Below are 21,392 nucleotides of genomic sequence, written 5' to 3'. Positions count from 1 at the left end.
AAGCAGATGAAGAAGATTTGGAATGGTATCGTATCATATTGGCGACAGAGAAAAAAGAAGAAATGAGGTCTTATGTATATAAATATTCATTTATGTCAATTCCCAAATTCTTTTGTTATTGCGCAGAACCTTCAATCAATGCTTTCGGTTGTGGAAGAAGCTACACCCGATGAACTGCTTGTTTTTCATGAGGGGGCGATCTCTGGCTATATCGATGCACTGGAGCCGATGCTGCACCTTGAGCGGGAAGCCCTGCCTGCTGCCTTCGAGACCCTGACGCAGGCTGCACAGCGGCGTGGCGTGCACCTGGTGGCCGGTTCCTGTCTGCCTGAAGGGGACTGCTGGTACAATGCTGCACTGTATTTCTCGCCTCGGGGAGAACGGGCTATCTATCGCAAGGTCAACCTGGCATATGCAGAGCGTCCGATCTTTCAGGCAGGGGACGAACTCCCGCTGTTCACAATGTGCTTCGCAGGGGGAGAGGTCCGTGTGGCGTTTCAGCTCTGTCGCGAACTGCGTTTCCCCGAGCAGTGGCAATATCTCGCGCATCGCGGTGCTGACCTTTTTCTCTATCTGACCAATGCCGCAAACCCGCAGGAGGTTGATGGGGTCTGGCGCGCGCATCTCATCAGTCGGGCCGCTGAGAATCAACGTTTTGTGGTGAGCTCCAATGTGGCACATCCGCACCAGCATTGCCCGACAATGATTGTTGCTCCCAGTGGGGCAGTGCTTCAGGAGGCGCGAACAAAGGAGCAGCCAGAGACGCTTCGGGCAACGTTGGATCTGTCACAGAATGCTCGCTGGTACCTCGGTCAGTGCCGCACCGATGTGGTCTCGCTCTCCTACAAAGGGCAGGCACTCTAAAGCAAAAAGGAAGGCAGGAGCGGTGCGCGATTCCTCTCCTGCCTGTTTGCTCTCTGAGTGTAGAGTTGTTGTCTTTACAGATTAAGATGTAGGGGTTGGTGTACGCCTGATCTCGGTGCCGGTAACGAAGAAGCCCACTGCCAGAGCGATGATACCTGCAACGAGGTGGAGTACATGATCTACAGCGTTGACATGCATGATCCCGAGCAGTCTATGGTCAAAGTAGAATGCCGGGTACACAAGCCCTGCCAGGCCCAGTAGCGTGTAAACAACGCCAAAGATCTGGTTAAAGAGTCTTGACCAGGGCATGAATGTGGCAATGAGGGCGATTATTCCTGTAACGAGGTGAACAATGTTGTGTACAACATCGACATCGAACCCACCCATATTTGCCACACGCATCGTTGATGAAAAGAAGAAACCGACTATACCAATGATCGTGAACACAATGCCCAGGATCAGGGAAAGAATTCGGTTTGCCGTCCAGATCATATACGCTCTCCCTTTCTACGGTGAAACAAGTGGAATACAGTGCGTACCTGGATCAATAGAGGGTCTTCCCTGGACAGGACCGGGTTTTATTGAGCGACGACACACCTCCTTGATTTGTTGCTTGCTTTTCATTGGATTTCTCTATTCTTAACTATAGATACGTGTCTCTTATAGGAAAAGTGACACATATATGAGAAGCATTCCAGTAATGCTGTGCTTCGCTGTTGGGTCTTTTTCTGGAAAAGTCGAACGTGTTCGCGTGATACTATATTCGGTTCGGTAGCTTCTGCTTGCGTATGCTGCCTCCCGAAAAAACCGCCTGTTTCCTGCTGATTTTTTTTGACGGACATAGTATACTGGTGAGGCGCACAAAGCACTAGTTTTAAAGGTTAGGAGATGTTTTTGTTATGGCTCGGCAAGAATTTCCGATAGAACAGCAATTGCGAAAGGACATGCAAGATGCTCAGCGGGCTCGCGATCAGGTCAGGCTCGATACGATCCGGATGGCAATCAGCGCCATTCATAACCTTGAAGTTGCACGTACTGACCGCAAAAATCCCGAGTATGGTCAACCGATGACCGAGGCCGACTGCTATCGCGTGCTGGAACAGGAAGTCAAGAAACGCAAGCAGGCAATTCCTCTCTATCAGCAAGGTGGACGCACTGATCTGGTGGAGAAGGAGCAGCGCGAGATGGAGATTCTGGAACACTATATCAGCGCCGCTCAGTTGAGTGATGACGAGGTTCGTGAGGTAGTGAACCGCCTGATCGCCGAGCATGGAAAAGAGTTCCGTAAGGTGATGCCCCTTGCCGCGAAGGAACTGAAGGGGAAAGCTGATGGCGCTCGCGTGAACCGCATCGTGCGTGAACTGACCGCTTAAAACCGTTTCAAAAGGCACAAATCCGGGAAGGGCTGGCGTTTCAGGCAGGCGCGGCCCTTTCTAGCCGTTCTCTTCCTCGTCTAAACACGCTTGCTTCTGGTCTTTTGCTCCTCTGACGGTAATATCCCTCAGCAGCTTGCTCTTCATTCGTTCCTCGAATCATGCCCCTTCTCTTTCGGCTCCGTTCTTTCGGGTATATTGGCTGCATCAGCGGTGTGCATTTGCAGGAGTTTACCACGAAGGCAGAAAAAAGGTTGACAATATCCTCAGGCGTACTGTATATTCTCATTAGGTCAGAAAGTTGTGTAAGTTGATAAACTAAGTCAACAATGGGGTGCTGACCGAGGCGGAACAACGGCTGTTCTTGCAAGCACGTAAATAGATACTGATGATCGATCCTGCTGATTACAGTATATGGGGAGAAGCTATCGGTGTAGGTACCGATACCAAAGGTCAAAGGAGTTGTGAAGCAGATGTCTCAGAAAGGTTTTACTCTCTGGTTTACAGGGCTCTCGGGTGCCGGAAAAAGCACGCTGGCGGAAGCGGTTGCCAGGCGCCTTCGTACGTTGGAGCGCAAGGTTGAGATCCTTGATGGCGATGTGGTGCGCACCCATTTGAGTAAGGGCCTGGGCTTCAGCCGTGAGGATCGCGATACCAATATCAAACGCATTGCCTTTGTGTGTGACTTGCTCTCGCGCAATGGAGTGATCGCGATTTCGGCTGCTATTTCTCCCTATCGCGAGGCCCGAGCGTGGGCCCGTGAGCAGATTGGCGAGTTTGTGGAGGTATATGTGAAGTGCCCGCTCGATGTCTGCCGGGAACGTGATGTCAAGGGGCTCTATAAGCTGGTGGATGAGGGCAAGATTCGCCACTTCACCGGAGTCGATGATCCCTATGAGCCTCCCGAAAATCCCGAATTGATCGTTGAGACAGATAAAGAGACGCTGGAAGAAAGTGTTGCGCGTATCTTTGCTCGCCTGGTTGAGCTCGGGTATCTTGTGCCAGAAGAGGTGGCCGCCGGGGTCGCTGCACAATCTGCATAGAGAGGGGAAAGGGGAATATGGCAGAACACTTGATTGCTCCACATGGGGGAACCCTGGTTCGCAATCTGGCTGCAGAGGATGAGCGAGCCGCCTTGCTGGAACGGGCTGCATCGTTACCTCGGCTTGTCGTCGGTGCACGACAGCTTGCCGATCTGGAATTGCTGGCCAATGGGGCCTATAGTCCGCTGACCGGCTTTCTGACTCGTGACGAGTATCTGAGCGTCGTCAATGAGCTCCATTTACCCAACGGGCTTCCCTGGTCGATTCCAATCACACTGTCGGTGTCTGTAGAAGAGGCAACGGCCTTGCATGAGGGGAGTGAGGTCGCGCTGGTCGATGCGGCTGGAACGCTTCAGGCGGTCCTGACCCTGCACGAGAAGTATCCGTACAACAAAAAGCACGAGGCCTTGAAGGTCTATCGCACCGATGAGGAAGCGCACCCAGGCGTTCGGGCGCTCTATCAGCAGGGTGATGTGCTGCTTGGTGGACCGGTAAAGGTCGTGGCGCTGCAACAACAGCAGTTTTCCCACTATCGCTTTACCCCTGAACAGAGTCGGCAGCTTTTCGCAGAACGAGGCTGGCGGCGCGTGGTTGGCTTTCAGACACGTAATCCGGTGCATCGAGCACATGAGTATATCCAGAAATGCGCCTTAGAGACGGTTGATGGGCTCTTCCTGCATCCACTGGTCGGCGAGACCAAGAGCGACGATATCCCGGCAACGGTGAGAATGCGCTGCTATGAGGTCCTGCTGGAACACTATTACCCCGCTGATCGGGTGATTCTGGGGGTGCTGCCCGCTGCAATGCGTTATGCTGGACCTCGTGAGGCGATCTTCCACGCGCTGCTGCGCAAGAATTATGGCTGCTCGCACTTTATCGTGGGGCGCGATCATGCGGGCGTCGGCAACTACTACGGAACCTATGATGCACAGCGTATTTTTAGCGAGTTTGACGCGAATGCGCTTGGTATAACGCCTCTCTTCTTTGACCATACCTTCTATTGCCGGGCCTGCGAGGGGATGGCCTCGGCGAAGACTTGCCCGCATTCGGCGGAACAGCATGTGATCTTGAGTGGAACGAAGGTTCGCCAGCTGTTGCGTGATGGGCAGATGCCTCCACGTGAATTCTCACGTCCTGAAGTGGCTCGCATTCTGATTGAAGCAATGCGCGAATATGTCGCCTGACCGGTGAGAGAAGAGGTAGAGCTGTGTACAAAAGACAGAAAAGATTCATGTTTCTCAGCTCCTTTCTTCCCTTGATGTTGGTTGTTATCGCTGGCTGTGGAGGGCAAACCGCGGCCAGCGGTGACAATCCCTCTGAAGTGCGCCTGGGCTATTTCCCGAACCTCACGCATGCGGTTGCGATCGTGGGAATCGCTCAGGGCTCGTATCAAAAGGCTATCGGGGAGAAGCTGAAACTGAAGACGACAGCGTTTAATGCTGGTCCATCTTTGATTGAGGCCTTATTTGCGGGTGATATTGATATTGGCTATGTGGGACCGAATCCCGCGGTTAACGGGTATATCAAGAGTCATGGCGATGCGCTGGCAATTATTGCCGGAGCTTCCAGCGGTGGGGCGTTGCTGGTTGTTCGTCCAGATGCGCATATTCAGACGGCGAAAGATCTGGCGAATAAAAAGATTGCCTCTCCTCAGGTTGGCGGTACGCAGGACGTGGCGCTACGCTATTACCTGCAACAGAATGGTCTGCAAACCACCGATAAAGGTGGAAATGTGCAGGTTGTCCCGACCGAGAACCCGAATATCCTGTCGTTGTTCAAGCGAGGGGAACTTGATGGCGCGTGGGTTCCTGAACCCTGGGCCAGTCGCCTGATCGTTGAGGGGAAAGGGCGTATTCTTGTGGATGAACGTCAGCTCTGGCCGGGCGGCAAGTTCGCGACCACCATTGTTGTTGTACGCAAGCAGTTCCTGACGAAGCATCCCGACCTGGTCCGGCAATTTTTACAGGCGCATGTTGAAACCGTGCTCGCGATACAGAAAGATCCTTCCCTGGCGAAACGGCTTGTCAATGAGGAGATCAAGCGTGTTACCGGAAAGCCATTCCCGGCGCAGATCCTTGATCCTGCCTATGCACGCCTTGATGTAACCTATGATCCACTGGCGCAGACGATCGTGCAGTCTGCGGAGCGGGCGTATACGCTGGGCTTTCTCGGGCAGGAGAAGCCAAAGCTTGAGGGGATCTTTCAGCTTCAGGAGTTAAACACCGTACTGCGTTCAAAGGGGTTGGAAGAGATAGCAGCGTAAAAGCGCACAGGAGAGAAATGGGCGATGTTTCAGCGACAACTGGTCAAAGAGAAACATGATATCGAATCGAAGCATGAGCCTGCGGGCGGCATCTCATTGCAGGTGGAAGGGGTATCAAAGCTCTATCATGGAAGAGCGGGAGCTGTTCAGGCGCTTTTGCCGGTTGATCTGGATGTGAAGCCCGGCGAATTTGTCTGTCTGCTTGGCCCGAGCGGATGCGGTAAATCGACACTTCTCAGTATTATCGCGGGGTTAGAGCCCCCGAGTAGCGGGCAGGTCCGGGCAAATGGCAAGTTGATTCAGGGCCCGGGTACGGACCGGGTCCTGTTGTTTCAGGATGCGGCCCTGTTCCCCTGGCTCGACGTATTGCGTAACGTTGAGTTTGGCTTGCGTCAGGCAGGGGTTCCGCCGAAAGAGCGCACCGAGCAGGCCCGACATTTCCTTGAGTTGGTGCATTTGCATGGATTTGAGAAGAGCTATGTGCATCAGCTCTCGGGCGGCATGAGGCAGCGTGTCGCGATTGCGCGGGCTCTGGCGCTCAACCCGGCGATCCTGCTCATGGATGAGCCCTTTGGCGCGCTGGATGCACTGACGCGCGACCGCTTGCAGGCCGAACTGGAAGAGATCTGGTCATCGACGCGCAAGACGATCCTCTTCGTGACCCATAACGTGCGGGAAGCTGTTGCTCTGGGTGATCGGGTGCTGGTCTTCGCGCCGCGTCCGGGGCGTATTGTGCGCGAGTTCCGCATTACATTGCCGCGTCCGCGCTCCCTTGAGAACTATCAATTGATGGAACAGGCCAGCGAGATTCTGGCGGTCCTGAAAGAGGCAATGGGTGAGGTGAAGCATGGCGAAAGCGATTAAGGTAGCGGCACCGGCGGAGCGGCGTCTGTCGGTCGGCACATGGGTGCGACGGATTGTCTTCTATATTGCTGTAGTGTTGTTCTGGCAGGGCATTGTGTCGCTGCACATCTGGCCGGAATATGCCCTACCCGGGCCGTTGGAAGTGTTAAATGCACTGATTCTCGGTCTTCAGTCGGGGCTGTTTGTGCTGGCAAGTCTGGTGAGCCTGCAACGCATGCTTATTGGCTACGCGATCTCAATGGTGATCGGGGTGCTGCTTGGCATCTTGATCGGGCGGGTACGTGTCGCTGAAGAGACTCTCGGGACGCTGGTTATGGGGTTACAGGCGCTGCCAAGCGTGTGTTGGTTGCCGCTGGCTGTGCTCTGGTTTGGTTTGAGCGAGCAGGCTATCATCTTTGTGGTCGTGATGGGTGCGCTCTTCTCGATCACGCTTGGTGTGGTGAACGGCATCAAGAACACGCCGCCCATCTACCTGAACGCCGCTCGAACGCTTGGAGCTCGGGGAATCGCACTGGCGACTCAGGTGATTCTGCCTGCTGCTATGCCCGCGATTTTGAATGGTTTTAAGCAGGGATGGGGCTTCGCGTGGCGCTCGTTGATGGCCGGTGAACTGCTTTTCGCCTCGCTGAGTCTGGGAAACCAGCTTCAGGCGGGTCGCGACCTGAATGATGCCGCGAAGGTGTTGGCAGTGATGCTGGTGATTATCGCTATTGGTGTGATTATCGATTCGCTGCTGTTTGCGACGCTGGAACGGCGATTGCGAGAACGATGGGGGTTACAGCGCTAAGCACATGGCTCAGGCGGAGGGCGCAGGGGCTCAAGCAAGACGACTCTCTACAACATGGTATAATGTCTGTGGATTTTGAATCGTTTCGCGTCAATAGAGCAATACGACAAACTCGCGGGTCTGTTCGTGATGCGGTGATTGATGCATGTGGCGAATGAGATAAGGCTTGCTTGAGAGGAGCGCTGACCTGATGTCGATGTCGGATATTGAGATACCGCTGTTCCCGCTCGATGTCGTCCTTTTCCCCGGAACGGCTTTGCCGCTGCATATCTTTGAAGCGCGTTATCGCTCGCTGATTACGGATTGTCAGCGGGATCATATGCCGTTCGGGGTGGTACTGGCGAAGCCGGAAAGTGTCTATCTGGAGGAGGAACCGTTTTCGGTAGGCACGATGGCTGTGATTCATAATCTGGAACGACTGCCCGATGATCGCTATACGCTGATGGCGGTTGGCACACAGCGTTTTCGGATCGTCGAGTTGCATCGGACAACCCCCTACCTATCAGGTGTTGTTGAGCTGTTATATGACGACGCAGAGCCGGATGAGATGCTGTATCCACCTATGACGCAAGCGAACTCGCTCTTTCTTCGCTATCTGAATATGGTCCTTGAGTGCATGAACGAAGAAGGGAACACCGTTGCGCTCCCTGAATTGCCCGAGGATCTTTCATACTTTATTGCGTACTTCCTTGAGATTCAGAATGAGGTCAAGCAACACCTGCTGGAGCTGACATCCACCCGCCAGCGACTGCAAGAGGAGATTGAAATCTTGCGGCGTGAGGTTCCCTTTATGCGGCAAATACTCTCGAAAGAAATATCAGAGGAACGTTGCATGTTGAATTAGCTGACGTTTTTTCCGGTTGACGTCTGTCGAGGTCGGGTGATATAACGTGTATCACATCGTTTGCTTGCATCATCTTTGCCTCAGTGTGGAGCCAGATGGTGCAAAAATGTAGTGGGGTCTACTGAAAATCAGGCGGCGCTCGCCGTTCTGATTCTTTTTTGTCTTTTTTCCTCTTTTCTTTTCGGCGTTGTATTCGGGATAGATCGAAGGAGGTCGATAGTTCCATGTCTGATGTGATAGCCCCGACAGCGGCGGCTGAGACCGCACAGGCAAAAGAAACACGGATGCCGCGCAAGCTCGCGTGGTTGCTGGCTTTTGCCTGTGCCGTTTCGGTCGCGAACCTGTACTATATTCAACCGGTTTTGCCTGATATGGGGCGAACATTCTCGGTAACAGCAGGGCAAATCGGCTTTGTGGCGACCTTGACACAGTTTGGTTACGCCGCTGGCTTGCTCTTTATTATCCCGCTTGGGGATCGTTATCGACGGCGTTTGCTGATCTGTCTGATGCTGGTGCTGGTTGCGCTGGCGTTGGTCGCCGTTGCGATCTCTCCATCGCTTCTGATCTTGTCTCTTGCAAGCTTTGCCGTTGGTGCAACCACGATTGTGCCACAATTGATTATCCCGATGGCGGCGGGAATGGCGCATCCTCAGGAGCGCGGGCGCGTGATTGGTGTGGTGATGACCGGGCTGCTGATTGGTATTCTGCTTGCGCGAACGTTCAGCGGTTTTATAAGTGCACAGCTCGGCTGGCGAGTCGTCTATTGGATCGCGGCAGCCATGATGATCTTGCTGGCGGTAGCGCTGCATTTCCTGCTACCCGAAGAGTACCCGCAGGCGAATATGAGCTACCCGCAACTGCTTAAATCGCTCTGGGGCCTGTTTCGCACCGAGCCGGTGTTGCGCGAGGCAAGCTGTATCGGTGCGCTGGTGTTTGGTGCGTTTAGTGCGTTCTGGGCAACACTCTCGTTCTTCCTGGAGACGCCGCCATACCACTATGGCAGCGATGTTGCAGGAACTTTCGGGCTGGTTGGCGTTGTTGGAGCGCTTGCTGCCTCGCTTGTGGGCCGGATTGCGGATAGACATAATCCGCGCCTGACGGTTGGCTTTGCGCTTGGTATTGTGCTGGTCTCGTTTGTGATCTTCTGGCTGACCGGCCAGTTCCTCTGGGGGCTGATTATTGGCGTGATCCTGCTGGATCTGGGCTCACAGGCGAATCAGGTCTCGAATCAGGCGCGAATCTACAGTTTGAACCCGGCTGCGCGCAATCGATTGAACACGGTCTATATGGTGTTCTATTTTGTCGGTGGCTCGATTGGTTCAGCGCTTGGAGCGTTTGGGTGGAGCTTTGCGAAGTGGAATGGTGTCTGCCTGATTGCCTGTATTCTGTTGGTGCTGGCGTTGCTGCTCTACGGAGTCAACAGCCTGCGCCGCAAGATGTAATTCAGCGAAAACAAGAAATGCGCCCTCCCCAACGGGGAGGACGCATTCTTTTCTGGGAGGTTTCAGATGTCTAGCTGGCAGCCTTCTGATGTTCTGCGACCAGGGCTTGCTGAACGTTGCCTGGCACCTCTTCATAATGGGCGAACTCCATCGTGAAGGAGCCTCGGCCCTGAGTGATCGAGCGCAGGTCGGTCGCATAGCGCAGCATCTCGGCCTGTGGCACTTGAGCGGTAATCTTCTGCATCCCGTTTTCCAGTGGCTCCATGCCCATCACGCGCCCGCGCTTGGTGTTGATGTCGCTCATGACGTCGCCCATATTGTTTTCAGGAACCACAATGGACACATCCATGATCGGCTCAAGGATCACGGGGTTCGCGTGGGGGACCGCCTCTTGCATGGCGAGTGAGGCTGCGACCTCAAAGGCCTGAATCGAGGAGTCAACCGGGTGATACTTGCCGTCATAGAGCGCGACCTTGACATAGACCATCGGATAGCCTGCCACAAAGCCGCGCTTGAGCGATTCGCGCACGCCTTTCTCAACGCCCGGGATAAACTGGTTCGGCACAACACCGCCCACGATGCGATCTTCAAAGATGAAGGTCTGTTCGCTATCGCGTGGAAGTGGCTCAATCTCCAGCCAGACATCACCGAACTGGCCGTGACCGCCTGTCTGGCGCTTATGGCGACCGTTGGCTTTTGCCTTCTTGCGGATCGTCTCACGGTAATGGATATGTGGCTCTGCGGTTTGCAGGTCAACGCCGAACTTGCGCTTGATGTTCTCGACCGCGATCTGAAGGTGCGTCTCGCCCATACCGGAGATCAGAGTCTCTGCCGTCTCCGGGTCGCGGGCCACGCGGAGTGTGCGATCCTCCTCAACGATACGAGAAAGAGCCTGTCCCATCTTATCCAGATCGCTTTGACTCTTTGGTGTCACGCGAAGTGTGAAGCAGGGCTGCGGGAAGTCGATCGGGCCCAGCGGGGTTGTAACCGCTTTATTGCTGGTCAGGGTATCGCCTGTATGGGTGTTGGTTAGTTTGGTTACTGCACCAAAATCGCCAGCCGGGATCTCGTTTGTGGGCTCTGCCTGTAATCTGCCACGCGGAACGGTCATCTGTCCAATACGCTCGGGCGTTTGGGTCTGAATATTGTAGAAGAGCGTATCGGGCTTGAGGCTGCCGGTATACACACGGAAGGTTGTAATTGTGCCAACCTGCTGCACTGATGTCTTGAAGACAAGCGCCGACATCTCGTCCCCGAAGCGTTTTGCATCCTCTGGAACGGCCTCTGCCGCGCTTGGAAGATAATCGATAAGGGCATCAAGCAGCGTCTGAATGCCGATATTTTTTGTCGCTGAGCCGCAAAGTACGGGGATCAGTTGGCCCGCGTGGGTTCCCTGTCGAACGAGCGAGAGCAATTCATCATCGGAGAGTTCTTCGCCTTCGAGGAACTTTTCCATCAAGGTGTCATCGTTCTCGACAGCCGATTCAATGAGCTGCTCACGATAGGTATTGATGGTATCCTGCAAATCGGCGGGGATGGATACCTCTTGCACGGCGTTGCCGCCTTCAAAGGTGTAGGCTTTCCTGCAAATCAGATCCACCACACCGTGGAAGCTGGATTGTTCGCCGAGCGGGATTTGCAGCGGAACCACTGAATGTCCGAATTGGGCTCGAAGCGATTCAAGGGCGCGTTCAAACGATGTATTCTCACGATCGAGCTTATTCACAAGGACCATGCGGGGGAGCTTGCGTTCGTTCGCATATTGCCATGCCAGTTCGGTACCAACTTCTACCCCTTTTTCCGCAGTCACAACAACCAGGGCTGCATCTGCGACGCGCAAGCCTGCTTTGACTTCGCCGACAAAGTCCATATAACCGGGGGTGTCAATGAAGTTGAGTTTGTGGTCATGCCATTCGACGGGGATCACCTTCGTGTTTAAGGACATCCGGCGCTTGAGTTCCTCGGGGTCGTGGTCGGGAATCGAGGTGCCGTCATCGACTTTGCCCTGACGAGTCACCGCACCGCTATCATACAGCGCTGCATCGATAACCGACGTTTTTCCGGCTCCAACGTGGGAAATTAACGCTACGTTGCGAATTTGTTCCGCACTATATACCTTCATAAGCCCGAAATCCTCCTGTCTTTCTAGCAAGAGGCGGTCTGTCAGGCCGCATCGGGGTCTGACCATAGACCACCTTTTGCAACGCGTGACATTGTTCTTCGGCCGGTTTGTTAGCTGGTACAGGAACGTTTTCTGCTATACATATCCTGTGTAGTAGGATTAGTATATCAGCTATGTGCAGTTTATTCAACAGGGTATCCTATGCCTCAGTGCTTGTCAGGGGGCATCGTACTGTCTATTGTTTCACTGTCCTTTCCCTGCTATACTTGAATCGGACCTTCTACCAGTTCTTTTTTTAGCGTACGGGAGAGTTGAATACATGACCGTAGATATACATGACCTTGAAGCCATTCTGGCGCGTCAGGAGGAGTGGCGGCAGAAGCAGACCATCAACCTGATTGCCAGTGAGAACGCACAGAGCCCCGCTGTACGTCGTGTGCAGAACTCCGATTTTATGGGACGCTATGCGGAAGGCCACCCCAATGAGCCCGGGAAAGTGCTTCGTTACTACCAGGGCACAAAGTATATTGATGAGATCGAGTCAATGGTGACCCGTGAAATATGCGAGCTTTTCGGCGCGAAACAGGCAGATGTGCGCCCGATTAGTGGAAACGCGGCCAATACGGCGATCGCGCTTGGCTATTTGCGTGGTGGTGATGCTGTTGTCGCGAACTCAACGGATGCAGGCGGCCATATCAGTCACGGACCGGTCGGGGTGATCGGACGTCGTATTCAGAACCGCGGGCAGCTTCTCAAGCTTGGTTCGGAGAAGTCCGTCCACCTTCATTATTTGCCCCTGACCGAGGATCGCTATCACGTGGACGCGCAGAAAGCGATCGAATTGATCGATACGGTCTCTCCGCAACTGGTGATTATGGGGAAAAGCCTGTTCCTCTTCCCCGAGCCGCTCTCTGAGGTGGCGGCGTTCTGTCAAACAAAGAAGATCCCTGTGTTGTATGATGCGGCCCATGTGCTTGGCCTGATCGCGGGCGGCCAGTTTCAAGATCCGCTGCGTGAGGGCGCGACCTGGATGACGGGCAGCACACATAAGACCTTCCCCGGCCCGCAGCGTGGCGTGATTCTGAGCAATCTTGAGAGTCCCGAGGCCGAGAAGAAGTACTGGGCGGTGGCTGATCGCGGGGTGTTCCCCGGCTCTTCCAGTAACCACCATCTGCACTCGTTGGCCGGGTTGGTTGTCGCCACTCGCGAGATGAAGCAGTATGGTCGCGAGTATGCACAGCAGATTATTCGCAATGCGCAGGCTCTCGGACGTGCGCTGGACGAACTGGGAACGCCAGTCGAAGCACGTGAGTTCGGGTACACACAGAGCCATATCATCGCGGTCAATGTCGCCGAGTGGGGTGGCGGCGTCGAGGTTGCCAAACGCCTTGAGGAGAACGATATTATTCTGAACTACAACATGTTGCCCGGCGATAGCGATCCTCGGAACCCCTCTGGCTTGCGTATCGGCACGTCAGAGATGACCCGCTTCGGCATGGATGAGAAGGCGATGGGCGAACTGGCGCAGTTAATGCATGATGCCATTCGCGGGAAGGATGTGAAAGAAGAGGTCCACAGGCTGCGAAGCCGCTTCCTTGACATGAAATATGTCTAGCATGTTGAAGGGAAGCGAGGGTAACGGGTGCTCTGCTCGTTACCCTTTTTTATTGTATTCCTGCTCCGGCCAGTAGAGCGATTTCCCGAGCAAAATATCTGGTTTGCCGGGGCCGTTGGCATCGGGAATAACGCCGATAATGCGATAGCCGAGCTTCTGGTAGAACTCATAGGGATGGCGCTTCAGGTTTTTGATGCGCGCCACATGCTCCCAGATATTCGGAAAGAGGTTGATTCCGGCTAGCGAAGTTCTTCCGGTCTCGTCATCGCTGCCCAGGGTGATGGTCAGGCCGCCGCGCTGGCGCACCTGCTCCTCAAAGTCACGGACCAGCGCCGCCCCGACACCGCGCCCCTGGCAGACAGGATCAACGACCAGCGGGTGCAGCTCCCAGACTCTGCCGTGATAGGCGCTGCTTCCGGCGATCCAGCCAAGCACGCTGTTCTGCTCATCGATGGCGATGCGGCTGATAAAGCCATCCCCGGTGTTTTCACGAATCTCTTCCAGGGCGCTGTCTCGATCGGGCCAGGACGTAGGAGACGAGGCTGCGAAACCGGCGATCAGGATACGCGCCACCGCTTCCACAGCGGCCTCATCCTGGAGGGAGAGATCACGAATCTGTACCATACATCTCTTCTTTTCTATCGAATGTGTGCAGTGTATGCAGGATCAACTCTCTGACCTCGGCGATCATGCCGGCGCTGGCGGTGGGCCGCTGTAAAAATTGCGACAGGCTGAGCAGATCCAGCAGTTTCGCGATGATACGCCAGGCTGGCGGAAGAAAGCCCCCATATTCACGATAGCCGCGAATAAAGGCTTGCTCAAAGCTATGCGGCAGCCGATGCGCGTAGCGGAGCATGTTGCCAATATCGAAGAGTGGTGTATCCGCGAAGGCGAATTCCCAGTCCAGCACGGCGGCTGTCTGCCAGCTTCCGTTCTGTGGCCGTACCAGGATGTTGATTCCCTTGTAGTCTCCGTGCGTCAGCCGTGGGATAGCGTCGGAGCCAGACACAAGCAGATAACTATTGCGTTGCACAAAGTTCAGCAGCCACGTGGTTTCTCTTGAGCCGAGGCGCTCTACAGCCGGACTATCCGTCCAGATCTCCTCAAGTAGTGTGAGAAAGGTGTCAGGCCGCTGGAATGGCTCTATCACCGTCAGCTCGGGGCCAAGAATACCCGCCTCTGGAAAGCGATAGCTTCCGATTTGGGCCAGCGTTTGGCCGACGGCATAGGCACAGATCGCAAGCTCTGCCTCGGTGCCGTGCTTCTGTATCTTGCTCAACAGTGGACCTTCAATCCAGCGCAGCACTGCGTAGGGTTTGTCAAAGCGCTGCATGTCGGGGTCCGCATAGAGCACCTCCGGTATCGGAACATGCGGATAGAGCAGGCGGAAGAGGTTGAGATTCTTCCGGCAGGCTCCCTGATCGCGCATATAGATCCGCAGGACAACGGCCTCTGTGGAGTCTGGGAAGGTGATCTTATAGTTTGTATTGCAATGTCCCTCTGTCAGCAGCTCGATGCTGGCAGGGCGCTTCCCGGGGAAGACTGGTTGCAACAGCTCCTGAAGCGTCTCGGGTTCAAGCCGGACAAAGGCGTGCAGTCTTCCCCAGGTTTCTTCCACGCTATGCCTCGGCTTTCTGCTGATATTGGGCAAGCAGATCGAGTAGCCACTGCTCGTCATGGACGGGGACGCCGGCTTTTTGTGCTTTTGCCAGCTTGGAACCGGCATCTTCTCCGACGATCAGATGATTGAGCGATTTGCTAACACCCGTTGCGATGGTGCCGCCGAGCTGCTTGATTGCTTCCTCTGCCTTCGGGCGTGACATGCTGGATAGGCGACCGGTAAGCAGGAAGGTCTGACCGGCAAGCGGGCCATCCTGACCGTGACGCTCTTCCTTCATATTCACGCCAGCCGCGCGCAGGCGCTGAATCAGGTCCCGATTCGCGGGCTGTTGGAACCATGTATAGACGCTATGGCCGATCTTCGGACCGATGCCCGGAATGGCGTTGATCTGCTCCTCAGAGGCATTCATCAGCTGGTCGATGTCGCCGAAGGTGTTTGCCAGAATCTGCGCGGTCTTCTCACCGACGTAGCGAATGCCCAGAGCGAAGAGCAACCGCGAGAACGGGCGACTCTTGCTGGCCTCGATCGCGCCAATCATGTTGTTTGCGCTCTTCTCTTTGACGCCCTCAAGCTGCAAGAGCTGGTCTTTTGTCAGGTTGTAGAAGTCAGAGACGGTCTGGATCAGGCCTGCATCAACAAGCTGCTCGCAGGTCTTTTCGCCGATAGTATCGATGTCCATTGCTGGCTTCGAGACAAAGTGTGTGATGCTCTCAAAGTTGCGTCCCGGACAGTGCGGATTCGGGCAATAAGCCATTGCCTGATCTGGAATACGCACAATCTTCGTGCCACAGCGCGGGCAGTTTTCCGGTAGATGGTACACCTCTTCTTGACCGGTTCGGCGCTCGATGACGGGCTTGACGACCTGGGGAATCACTTCACCGGCGCGCTGCACCAGTACCCAGTCACCAATGCGCAGGTCTTTCCGCTGAATATCTTCTTCATTGTGCAGGGCAGCCCGCGAGACGGTCACGCCACGAATGTTGATCGGCTCAAGCATGGCCCACGGGTTCAGCGAGCCGGTGCGTCCTACATTGACGCGAATATCCAGGAGCCTGGTTGCGACCTGTGTTGGTGGATATTTGAAGGCAATCGCCCAGCGAGGATCACGTGCAACAACCCCCAGCTCTTCCTGCTGTGCCAGATCATTAATTTTGATAACCACGCCATCAATCTCATAGGGCAGGTTGAAGCGCTCATTTTCCCATTTGTTGCAGTACTCAAGCACCTCATCCAGCGAGTGCGCAAGCTGAATATTCGGGTTGACAGGGAAGCCCCATTCTTTGAGCAGTTGTAGTGTCTCCCACTGCGAGTGAACCTGCATTCCGTCAATATAGCCGATCTGATACCCAAAGAAGTTCAGATTACGGCTCGCGGTAATACGCGGGTCCTTCTGGCGCAGCGAGCCGGCAGCGGCGTTCCGTGGATTGGCAAAGAGCTTGCCACCGGTGATCTCGGCGTTGAGCTTCTCAAAGCTATCGATAGACATATAGATTTCGCCGCGCACCTCGACTCGATCTGGGATTCTGTCGCCGCGCAGGCGTTGCGGGATGGTGCGAATGGTGCGCACGTTGGGGGTCCAGTCCTCACCGACCATACCATCACCACGGGACGCACCAATTGTCAGCTTTCCTTTTTCATAGGTCAGAGCCATTGCCAGACCATCAATTTTGAGTTCGCAGACGTAAGAAAAGGTCGCGTCGGGAAGAATGTTTTTTGCGCGTTTGTACCATTCGCGCAGCTCTTTTTCGTTGCGTGCATTGGCGAGGCTTAACATCGGGACCGGATGCCGATGCTGGGGAACTTCCTGTGTTGGTGTGCTGCCGACTCGCTGTGTGGGCGATTCTGGTGAGACCAGCTCGGGGTGTTCCTGCTCGATCTGTTGCAGTTCCCGCATGAGCTGGTCATATTCGGCATCAGTCAGGGTCGGGTTGTCCTCGATATAGTATTGATAGTTGGCCTCCTCGATCTGATGCCGCAGCTTCTCCACATGAGCGGCGAGCTGATTTTCATCCTTTGGTGGTTGCTGTTCCCAGAGTGTCCCCTGAGTGCCTGCCGCTTGCTTCTGTCCTTCAGGCGTCTCGTTCTGCATTCTCTCTCTTTGCTCCTGATTTTTTTATGCCTGATCTTCTCTTCTTTTTAGAAGGCCTGATAGTGGAAAACGTCTGGCTGTCCTTCATACAGGCCCTCGATTGTCTTGCGCCATTGTGTAAAGAGGGGACCACCCCGAAAATCAACGGTATGTGCCTCAAGGGATGTCCAGACGTTTGTAACCATGTAGCGTCCGGGATGCTCAATACAGCGGGTTGCGTGAGCCGAAATACAGTCAGGGTGCTCCCGGATCGTATCCAGTCCTTTGATAATTGCCTGTCCTAGTTCCTCTTCTTTGCCCGGGATAGCGGTAAAAAGGGCAATCTCTGTTACCATGTTTCATCCTCCCTTGATACTAAGACGTTCCAATTGGCGAGAGAAGACCGCACTGCTTCAGCCTCTTGATATCCTATCATGAATTGCCTGTCTGGTATAGGGTGTGAGAGAAAAGCAGAGCGAGAGCAGAAGCCCCTGCTCTCGCTCTGTGGCTCAGGCTGCTTTGCCTGTATCCCAATCTGTCGAGAAGGTTTTTTGCAACGTGGAGAGGACATCGGGGTCAGTAACGAGAATACCAACCTCCCGGTTCTTGTCCAGCGACGAGGTAGAGATGTTCTCGGAGCCGACAAAGCCAAGCTGTCCATCGGCAACGAATATCTTGGCGTGCATGATGAGCTTGCCCGCAAACTTCACCTTGACGCCGCCTTTCTTGATATGCTTGATACCTTCGTCATTGTTGTCCATTGAACGTGGCTTTGGCACAATGACCTGTACCTGAACGCCTCGCTTGGCGGCTGCAATGAGAGCGTTTTCAACCTCATCATCCTGCATCTCTTCTGCCTCGACCAGCAAGGTCTTTTTGCTATTGTTGATGATTGACAGGAAGTGGCTGCGTGAGTTCAACGGACTGAGCACAAGGTTTGGATTATCAAACGAGAAATCCTTGCGATCCCAGTCGGCGTTGAACATGTCGATGAGGACCTTCACGTCTTGAGGGTTTTTGTCAATGATGCCATATTCGCGGTTCGCTGCGCTGCTGCTGCCGCCAAGCGCTGACTTGGTCAGATTGGCCGTCATAATGTAGGCTGTTGTGCCGTCAAGAATCATGAGCTTGGAGTGGGTCAGGCGATATTTGGGGTTGGTCGCTTTTGCCTGTGCTCCCGCCGCCTTGAGCTTGTCCATTGTCTCCTGTGGTTTGGCTGCACCACCACCGCCATAGGGGTTATCTTCCAGCATTACCCGCACGTCTTTGCCTTTTTTCGCCGCCGATTGCAGTGCGCTTATCACGTTTGGCTCGGTCAGGAGATAGACCTGAACCCAGACTGACTTTTTCGCGCTGCTGATCGCATCGGTGATGACCTGATAGCCCGCGTCTGGCTCAACAAACACATCAACATCGTTTGCGCCATTTGACGAGGTTGGTGTGTTGTCTTCGCTCTGCTGGTTTTGTCCGCTTGTCGTTGGATTTCCTGTGCAACTGGCCAGAATCAGACAGAGCAGCAGTAATGCCAGAAAGGTGCTGGCAATTACTGACTTTTTCCGGGAGTGGTTCTGTGTCATGTGTTTTTGATACCTGTCTACGCTTTTTGTGCCCGACAGGCACTCCTTTCTATCCCGTTCTTGACAACGCTTACGCGCTGTGCATCCCTACTCCTGTTCACGAAACAGGTATATGTTCTTAATGAAAGAAAACCGGAAATGGATATCCTTTTTGCTGAAAGAGTGGCGGATCTTTCAGATGGTGCAGTCACATCATATCATGTCGACAGGGCTTTGTCGGCACGAATCAGGTGGGGAAAGCCCGAACGAGCTTTCCCCTTGCACCATCTTACGGATGGAGGGCGATAAACAAAGGAGCAAGCACAAGTGTGATCGTGCTCAGTAGCTTGATCAGCACATGCAGCGAGGGACCGGCGGTATCCTTGAAGGGATCACCAACGGTGTCACCGACCACACCGGCCTTATGGGGCTCGCTCTTTTTGCCCAGAACCAGCGCCCCGGCTTCGGCACGGTCGACCATCTCGCCCTGAGCATTGACACGGAGATATCCCGCCTCAATGTATTTCTTGGCATTATCCCAGGCGCCGCCGCCATTATTCAGGAAGAGTGCAAGCACGATGCCGCCCATTGTCCCGACCATCAGCAGGCCTGCTTCGGCATGAGGACCGAGAATTACCCCTACTGCGATTGGTGTCAGTACGGCCACCAGTCCGGGCAGGACCATTGCCCGCAACGCGCCCTTCGTGCTGATATCAACACAACGGGCATAGTCGGGGTCGGCTCGATCGGCCACATTTTCGGCCATAATCTTGGGGTTATCGCGAAACTGACGCCGCACCTCTTCAATCATTGCTTTTGCTGCCTTGCCCACGGCCTGAATCGCTAACGAGCTAAAGAAGAAGATCAATGTCAGCCCGATGAGCGAGGCAATAAAGACCGAGATATCAGCCAGATCGACCCGATAGACATCAGGCGTCGGGTTGTGGCGGAAGAGCTCGTCCAGGTAGGCGGTAAAGAGCAGAAAGGCTGCTAGTGCCGCGGACCCGATGCCGTACCCTTTGGTCAGGGCTTTGGTGGTATTACCCACGCCATCGAGTGCGTCGGTAATGTCACGCACTGCTTCGGCCTGTCCGCCCATTTCGGTAATGCCGCCCGCGTTATCGGTGATAGGCCCGAAGGTATCCATTGCCAGAATGTACGCGCAGCTCATCAGCATGCCCATTGTGGCGACGGCAGTGCCAAAAATGCCACCCGGGCTGATGACCATCGGCACGCCCGCGACCGCTGGCATCGTGACCTGACTCCCTAAAAAGAAGGAGAGGCCCAGTGCGCCACTGATCGCCAGCACTGGCAGGGCGGTGCACTCAAAGCCGATGGCGATGCCTGTAATAATTGTCGTGGCCGGCCCGGTCAGCGTGGAGGCGGCGATTTCGCGCACGGGACGCCAGGTACCGGCGGTGTAGTACTGGGTGATGTAGACAAAGGCAACGCTCAGCAAAATGCCCACGATACCCGAGAAACCGAACCAGAGCCAGCCGGGAATGTTGTAGTTGCCGGTGACGCCCGTCCCTTGCAGCAAGAGATAACTGCCAGCTACAACGCCGATGGCCGAGAGGATGCAGGTAATCCAGTAGCCGACGTTGAGCTGCTTCATGGCGATTTCGCCGGGGTCGCGACCTGCTGCCTTGTCCGGCTCGGTCACAATTGAGGGGCGAAGCCACATAATGCCGATGCCCGAGGCGATCAGCCCGAAGGCGCGAACGACCAGCGGAAAGAGAATCCAGCCAATATTATGTGTCGCCAGATAGAGATTGACGCCCAGAATCATCGCGCCAATGTTTTCGGCGGCGGTTGACTCAAAGAGGTCGGCGCCACGGCCCGCACAGTCTCCCACGTTATCGCCGACCAGATCAGCAATCACGGCCGGGTTGCGTGGGTCGTCTTCGGGGATGTTGGCTTCCACTTTGCCGACCAGATCAGCGCCAACATCAGCCGCTTTGGTGTAGATGCCGCCGCCGAGCTGGGCGAAGAGGGCAACAAAGCTCGCGCCAAAACCGAACCCGACAATCAGGGAGGGGGCAAGCTGCGGGTTGGTCAGGCCTCCGTAGGCAGTAAAAAGCAGGGAGACACCAAGCAAGGAGAGGGCAACAACCAGAAAGCCGGAGACCGCTCCGCCTCGTACGGCCACAGTTAACGCTTCTCCCAGGCTCCGCCGGGCCGCGCTGGCTGTACGGATGTTGGATTTGACCGCTACGTACATGCCGATGTAGCCAGAGATACCAGAGCAGAGAGCGCCGATCAGGAAGGCAACCGCGGTGTGCCAGGCCAGATCCCATTTCTGGGCCAGACTCCCCTGACTCAAGAGATACAGTACGCCTGCTACGAGGATTGCGGCAAAGATGGAGAGTACGGCGATGGTGCGATATTGCCTGTGCAAGAATGCCATTGCCCCTTTAAAGATAGCGTCTGCCACTTTTTGCATGGCCGGGGTGCCGGTATCCTTACGTAAAACATAGTTGGCAAGGAAGGCCGCGAAAAGAATTGCCAGTAGCCCTATGCCTATGGGAACCCAGATGTAGTTGGTCACGATAGACAGCCTCCTTTCACGAAGCCTGACTCGAAGCGAAGCCGCGTGAGCGCTGACACTCACGCATTCGGCTTGTGTCTTACGATGACTGAACGTCCCTCCTACAATCATTGTAAAAAAAGGTGATGCAGCTTCCCTCTCTCTGGTAGAGAGGGAGAATCGAAAGATAGTGTAACATATGCGCGTATTCTGTGACAAGAGAATTTTATCCTATTTACACATATATGGTTTTTGTAATGAATCTATTCTGGTAAATTTCCTGTCGATCGGGCGCTTTCTGCTCGCTTGATTATACAGGCAATGCCGGAAATACGTGTATATTTGTCGAGTATAAAGGGAAAAATTTGTATAGATGTGCTTTTCTGAGAAAACAGAAGAAGAG

At 54.6% G+C, this 21,392-nt stretch carries 18 protein-coding genes; 10 read left to right on the top strand and 8 right to left on the bottom strand.

Features of this window, described 5'->3' with window-relative positions; all coding sequences use genetic code 11:
• Positions 1-72 precede the first annotated feature (72 nt).
• Positions 73-864, top strand: coding sequence for a carbon-nitrogen hydrolase family protein (locus tag KTH_RS16635; RefSeq protein WP_111318095.1), 792 nt, complete (start codon positions 73-75; stop codon positions 862-864).
• Between the two features lie 81 nt (positions 865-945).
• On the opposite strand, the gene KTH_RS16630 is transcribed toward KTH_RS16635, so the two are convergent.
• A complete protein-coding gene (locus KTH_RS16630) occupies positions 946-1,356 on the bottom strand; it encodes a DUF4383 domain-containing protein (protein WP_111318092.1) in 411 nt (136 codons plus the stop codon).
• 407 nt (positions 1,357-1,763) lie between these two features.
• On the opposite strand from KTH_RS16630, the gene KTH_RS16625 reads away from it, so the two are divergent.
• The 8 genes from KTH_RS16625 (at position 1,764) to KTH_RS16590 (ending at position 9,480) form a co-directional block, all read left to right on the top strand.
• The gene (locus KTH_RS16625; RefSeq protein WP_111318089.1) at positions 1,764-2,237 is read left to right on the top strand and encodes a GatB/YqeY domain-containing protein; all 474 of its coding nucleotides are present in this window, start codon (positions 1,764-1,766) and stop codon (positions 2,235-2,237) included.
• 473 nt (positions 2,238-2,710) lie between these two features.
• The gene (cysC, locus tag KTH_RS16620; protein WP_111318086.1) at positions 2,711-3,280 is read left to right on the top strand and encodes an adenylyl-sulfate kinase; all 570 of its coding nucleotides are present in this window, start codon (positions 2,711-2,713) and stop codon (positions 3,278-3,280) included.
• Positions 3,281-3,297: 17 nt separating this feature from the next.
• Entirely contained in the window at positions 3,298-4,464 is a 1,167-nt protein-coding gene (gene sat / locus KTH_RS16615; RefSeq protein ID WP_111318083.1) for a sulfate adenylyltransferase, read from the top strand.
• Between the two features lie 47 nt (positions 4,465-4,511).
• Complete coding sequence (locus KTH_RS16610; RefSeq protein WP_111318079.1) at positions 4,512-5,543, top strand: ABC transporter substrate-binding protein; 1,032 nt, start codon at positions 4,512-4,514, stop codon at positions 5,541-5,543.
• A gap of 24 nt (positions 5,544-5,567) precedes the next feature.
• Positions 5,568-6,407: an ABC transporter ATP-binding protein gene (locus KTH_RS16605; RefSeq protein WP_497620051.1), complete on the top strand. Its 840-nt coding sequence runs from the start codon at positions 5,568-5,570 to the stop codon at positions 6,405-6,407.
• The gene (locus tag KTH_RS16600) at positions 6,391-7,194 is read left to right on the top strand and encodes an ABC transporter permease (RefSeq protein ID WP_111318074.1); all 804 of its coding nucleotides are present in this window, start codon (positions 6,391-6,393) and stop codon (positions 7,192-7,194) included. The genes KTH_RS16605 and KTH_RS16600 overlap by 17 nt, the downstream gene beginning before the upstream one ends.
• Before the next feature lie 190 nt (positions 7,195-7,384).
• On the top strand, positions 7,385-8,038 hold the full coding sequence (locus tag KTH_RS16595) for an LON peptidase substrate-binding domain-containing protein (protein WP_111318071.1): 654 nt from the start codon (positions 7,385-7,387) through the stop codon (positions 8,036-8,038).
• Between the two features lie 224 nt (positions 8,039-8,262).
• Positions 8,263-9,480 carry an MFS transporter gene (locus tag KTH_RS16590; RefSeq protein ID WP_174843900.1) on the top strand — a complete coding sequence of 406 codons (1,218 nt, stop codon included), beginning with the start codon at positions 8,263-8,265 and terminating at the stop codon, positions 9,478-9,480.
• A 70-nt stretch (positions 9,481-9,550) separates the two neighbouring features.
• Here KTH_RS16590 and fusA read toward each other — a convergent pair whose 3' ends face one another.
• On the bottom strand, positions 9,551-11,668 hold the full coding sequence (gene fusA, locus KTH_RS16585; RefSeq protein WP_497620048.1) for an elongation factor G: 2,118 nt from the start codon (positions 11,666-11,668) through the stop codon (positions 9,551-9,553).
• A 253-nt stretch (positions 11,669-11,921) separates the two neighbouring features.
• On the opposite strand from fusA, the gene glyA reads away from it, so the two are divergent.
• Positions 11,922-13,217: a serine hydroxymethyltransferase gene (gene glyA / locus KTH_RS16580; protein ID WP_111318065.1), complete on the top strand. Its 1,296-nt coding sequence runs from the start codon at positions 11,922-11,924 to the stop codon at positions 13,215-13,217.
• Between the two features lie 39 nt (positions 13,218-13,256).
• Here glyA and KTH_RS16575 read toward each other — a convergent pair whose 3' ends face one another.
• The 6 genes from KTH_RS16575 to KTH_RS16550 all read right to left on the bottom strand — a co-directional run bounded on the left by KTH_RS16575 (position 13,257) and on the right by KTH_RS16550 (position 21,121).
• The gene (locus tag KTH_RS16575; RefSeq protein WP_111318062.1) at positions 13,257-13,841 is read right to left on the bottom strand and encodes a GNAT family N-acetyltransferase; all 585 of its coding nucleotides are present in this window, start codon (positions 13,839-13,841) and stop codon (positions 13,257-13,259) included.
• The gene (locus tag KTH_RS16570; RefSeq protein ID WP_170142274.1) at positions 13,825-14,835 is read right to left on the bottom strand and encodes a phosphotransferase family protein; all 1,011 of its coding nucleotides are present in this window, start codon (positions 14,833-14,835) and stop codon (positions 13,825-13,827) included. Before KTH_RS16570 ends, KTH_RS16575 begins: the two co-directional genes overlap by 17 nt.
• A 1-nt stretch (position 14,836) precedes the next feature.
• On the bottom strand, positions 14,837-16,927 hold the full coding sequence (gene ligA, locus KTH_RS16565; protein ID WP_111318057.1) for an NAD-dependent DNA ligase LigA: 2,091 nt from the start codon (positions 16,925-16,927) through the stop codon (positions 14,837-14,839).
• A gap of 47 nt (positions 16,928-16,974) precedes the next feature.
• On the bottom strand, positions 16,975-17,262 hold the full coding sequence (locus KTH_RS16560) for a putative quinol monooxygenase (protein WP_111318054.1): 288 nt from the start codon (positions 17,260-17,262) through the stop codon (positions 16,975-16,977).
• A gap of 153 nt (positions 17,263-17,415) precedes the next feature.
• Positions 17,416-18,483 carry a phospholipase D-like domain-containing protein gene (locus KTH_RS16555; protein ID WP_111318051.1) on the bottom strand — a complete coding sequence of 356 codons (1,068 nt, stop codon included), beginning with the start codon at positions 18,481-18,483 and terminating at the stop codon, positions 17,416-17,418.
• Between the two features lie 268 nt (positions 18,484-18,751).
• Positions 18,752-21,121 (bottom strand): sodium-translocating pyrophosphatase, encoded by a 2,370-nt coding sequence (locus tag KTH_RS16550; protein WP_111318049.1) that lies wholly within the window; start codon positions 21,119-21,121, stop codon positions 18,752-18,754.
• Positions 21,122-21,392: the final 271 nt, after the last annotated feature.

It is taken from the genome of Thermosporothrix sp. COM3 (genome assembly GCF_059696735.1).
Note: the sequence above shows the minus strand (reverse complement) of the source record. Positions and strands in the feature narration are given on the sequence as shown.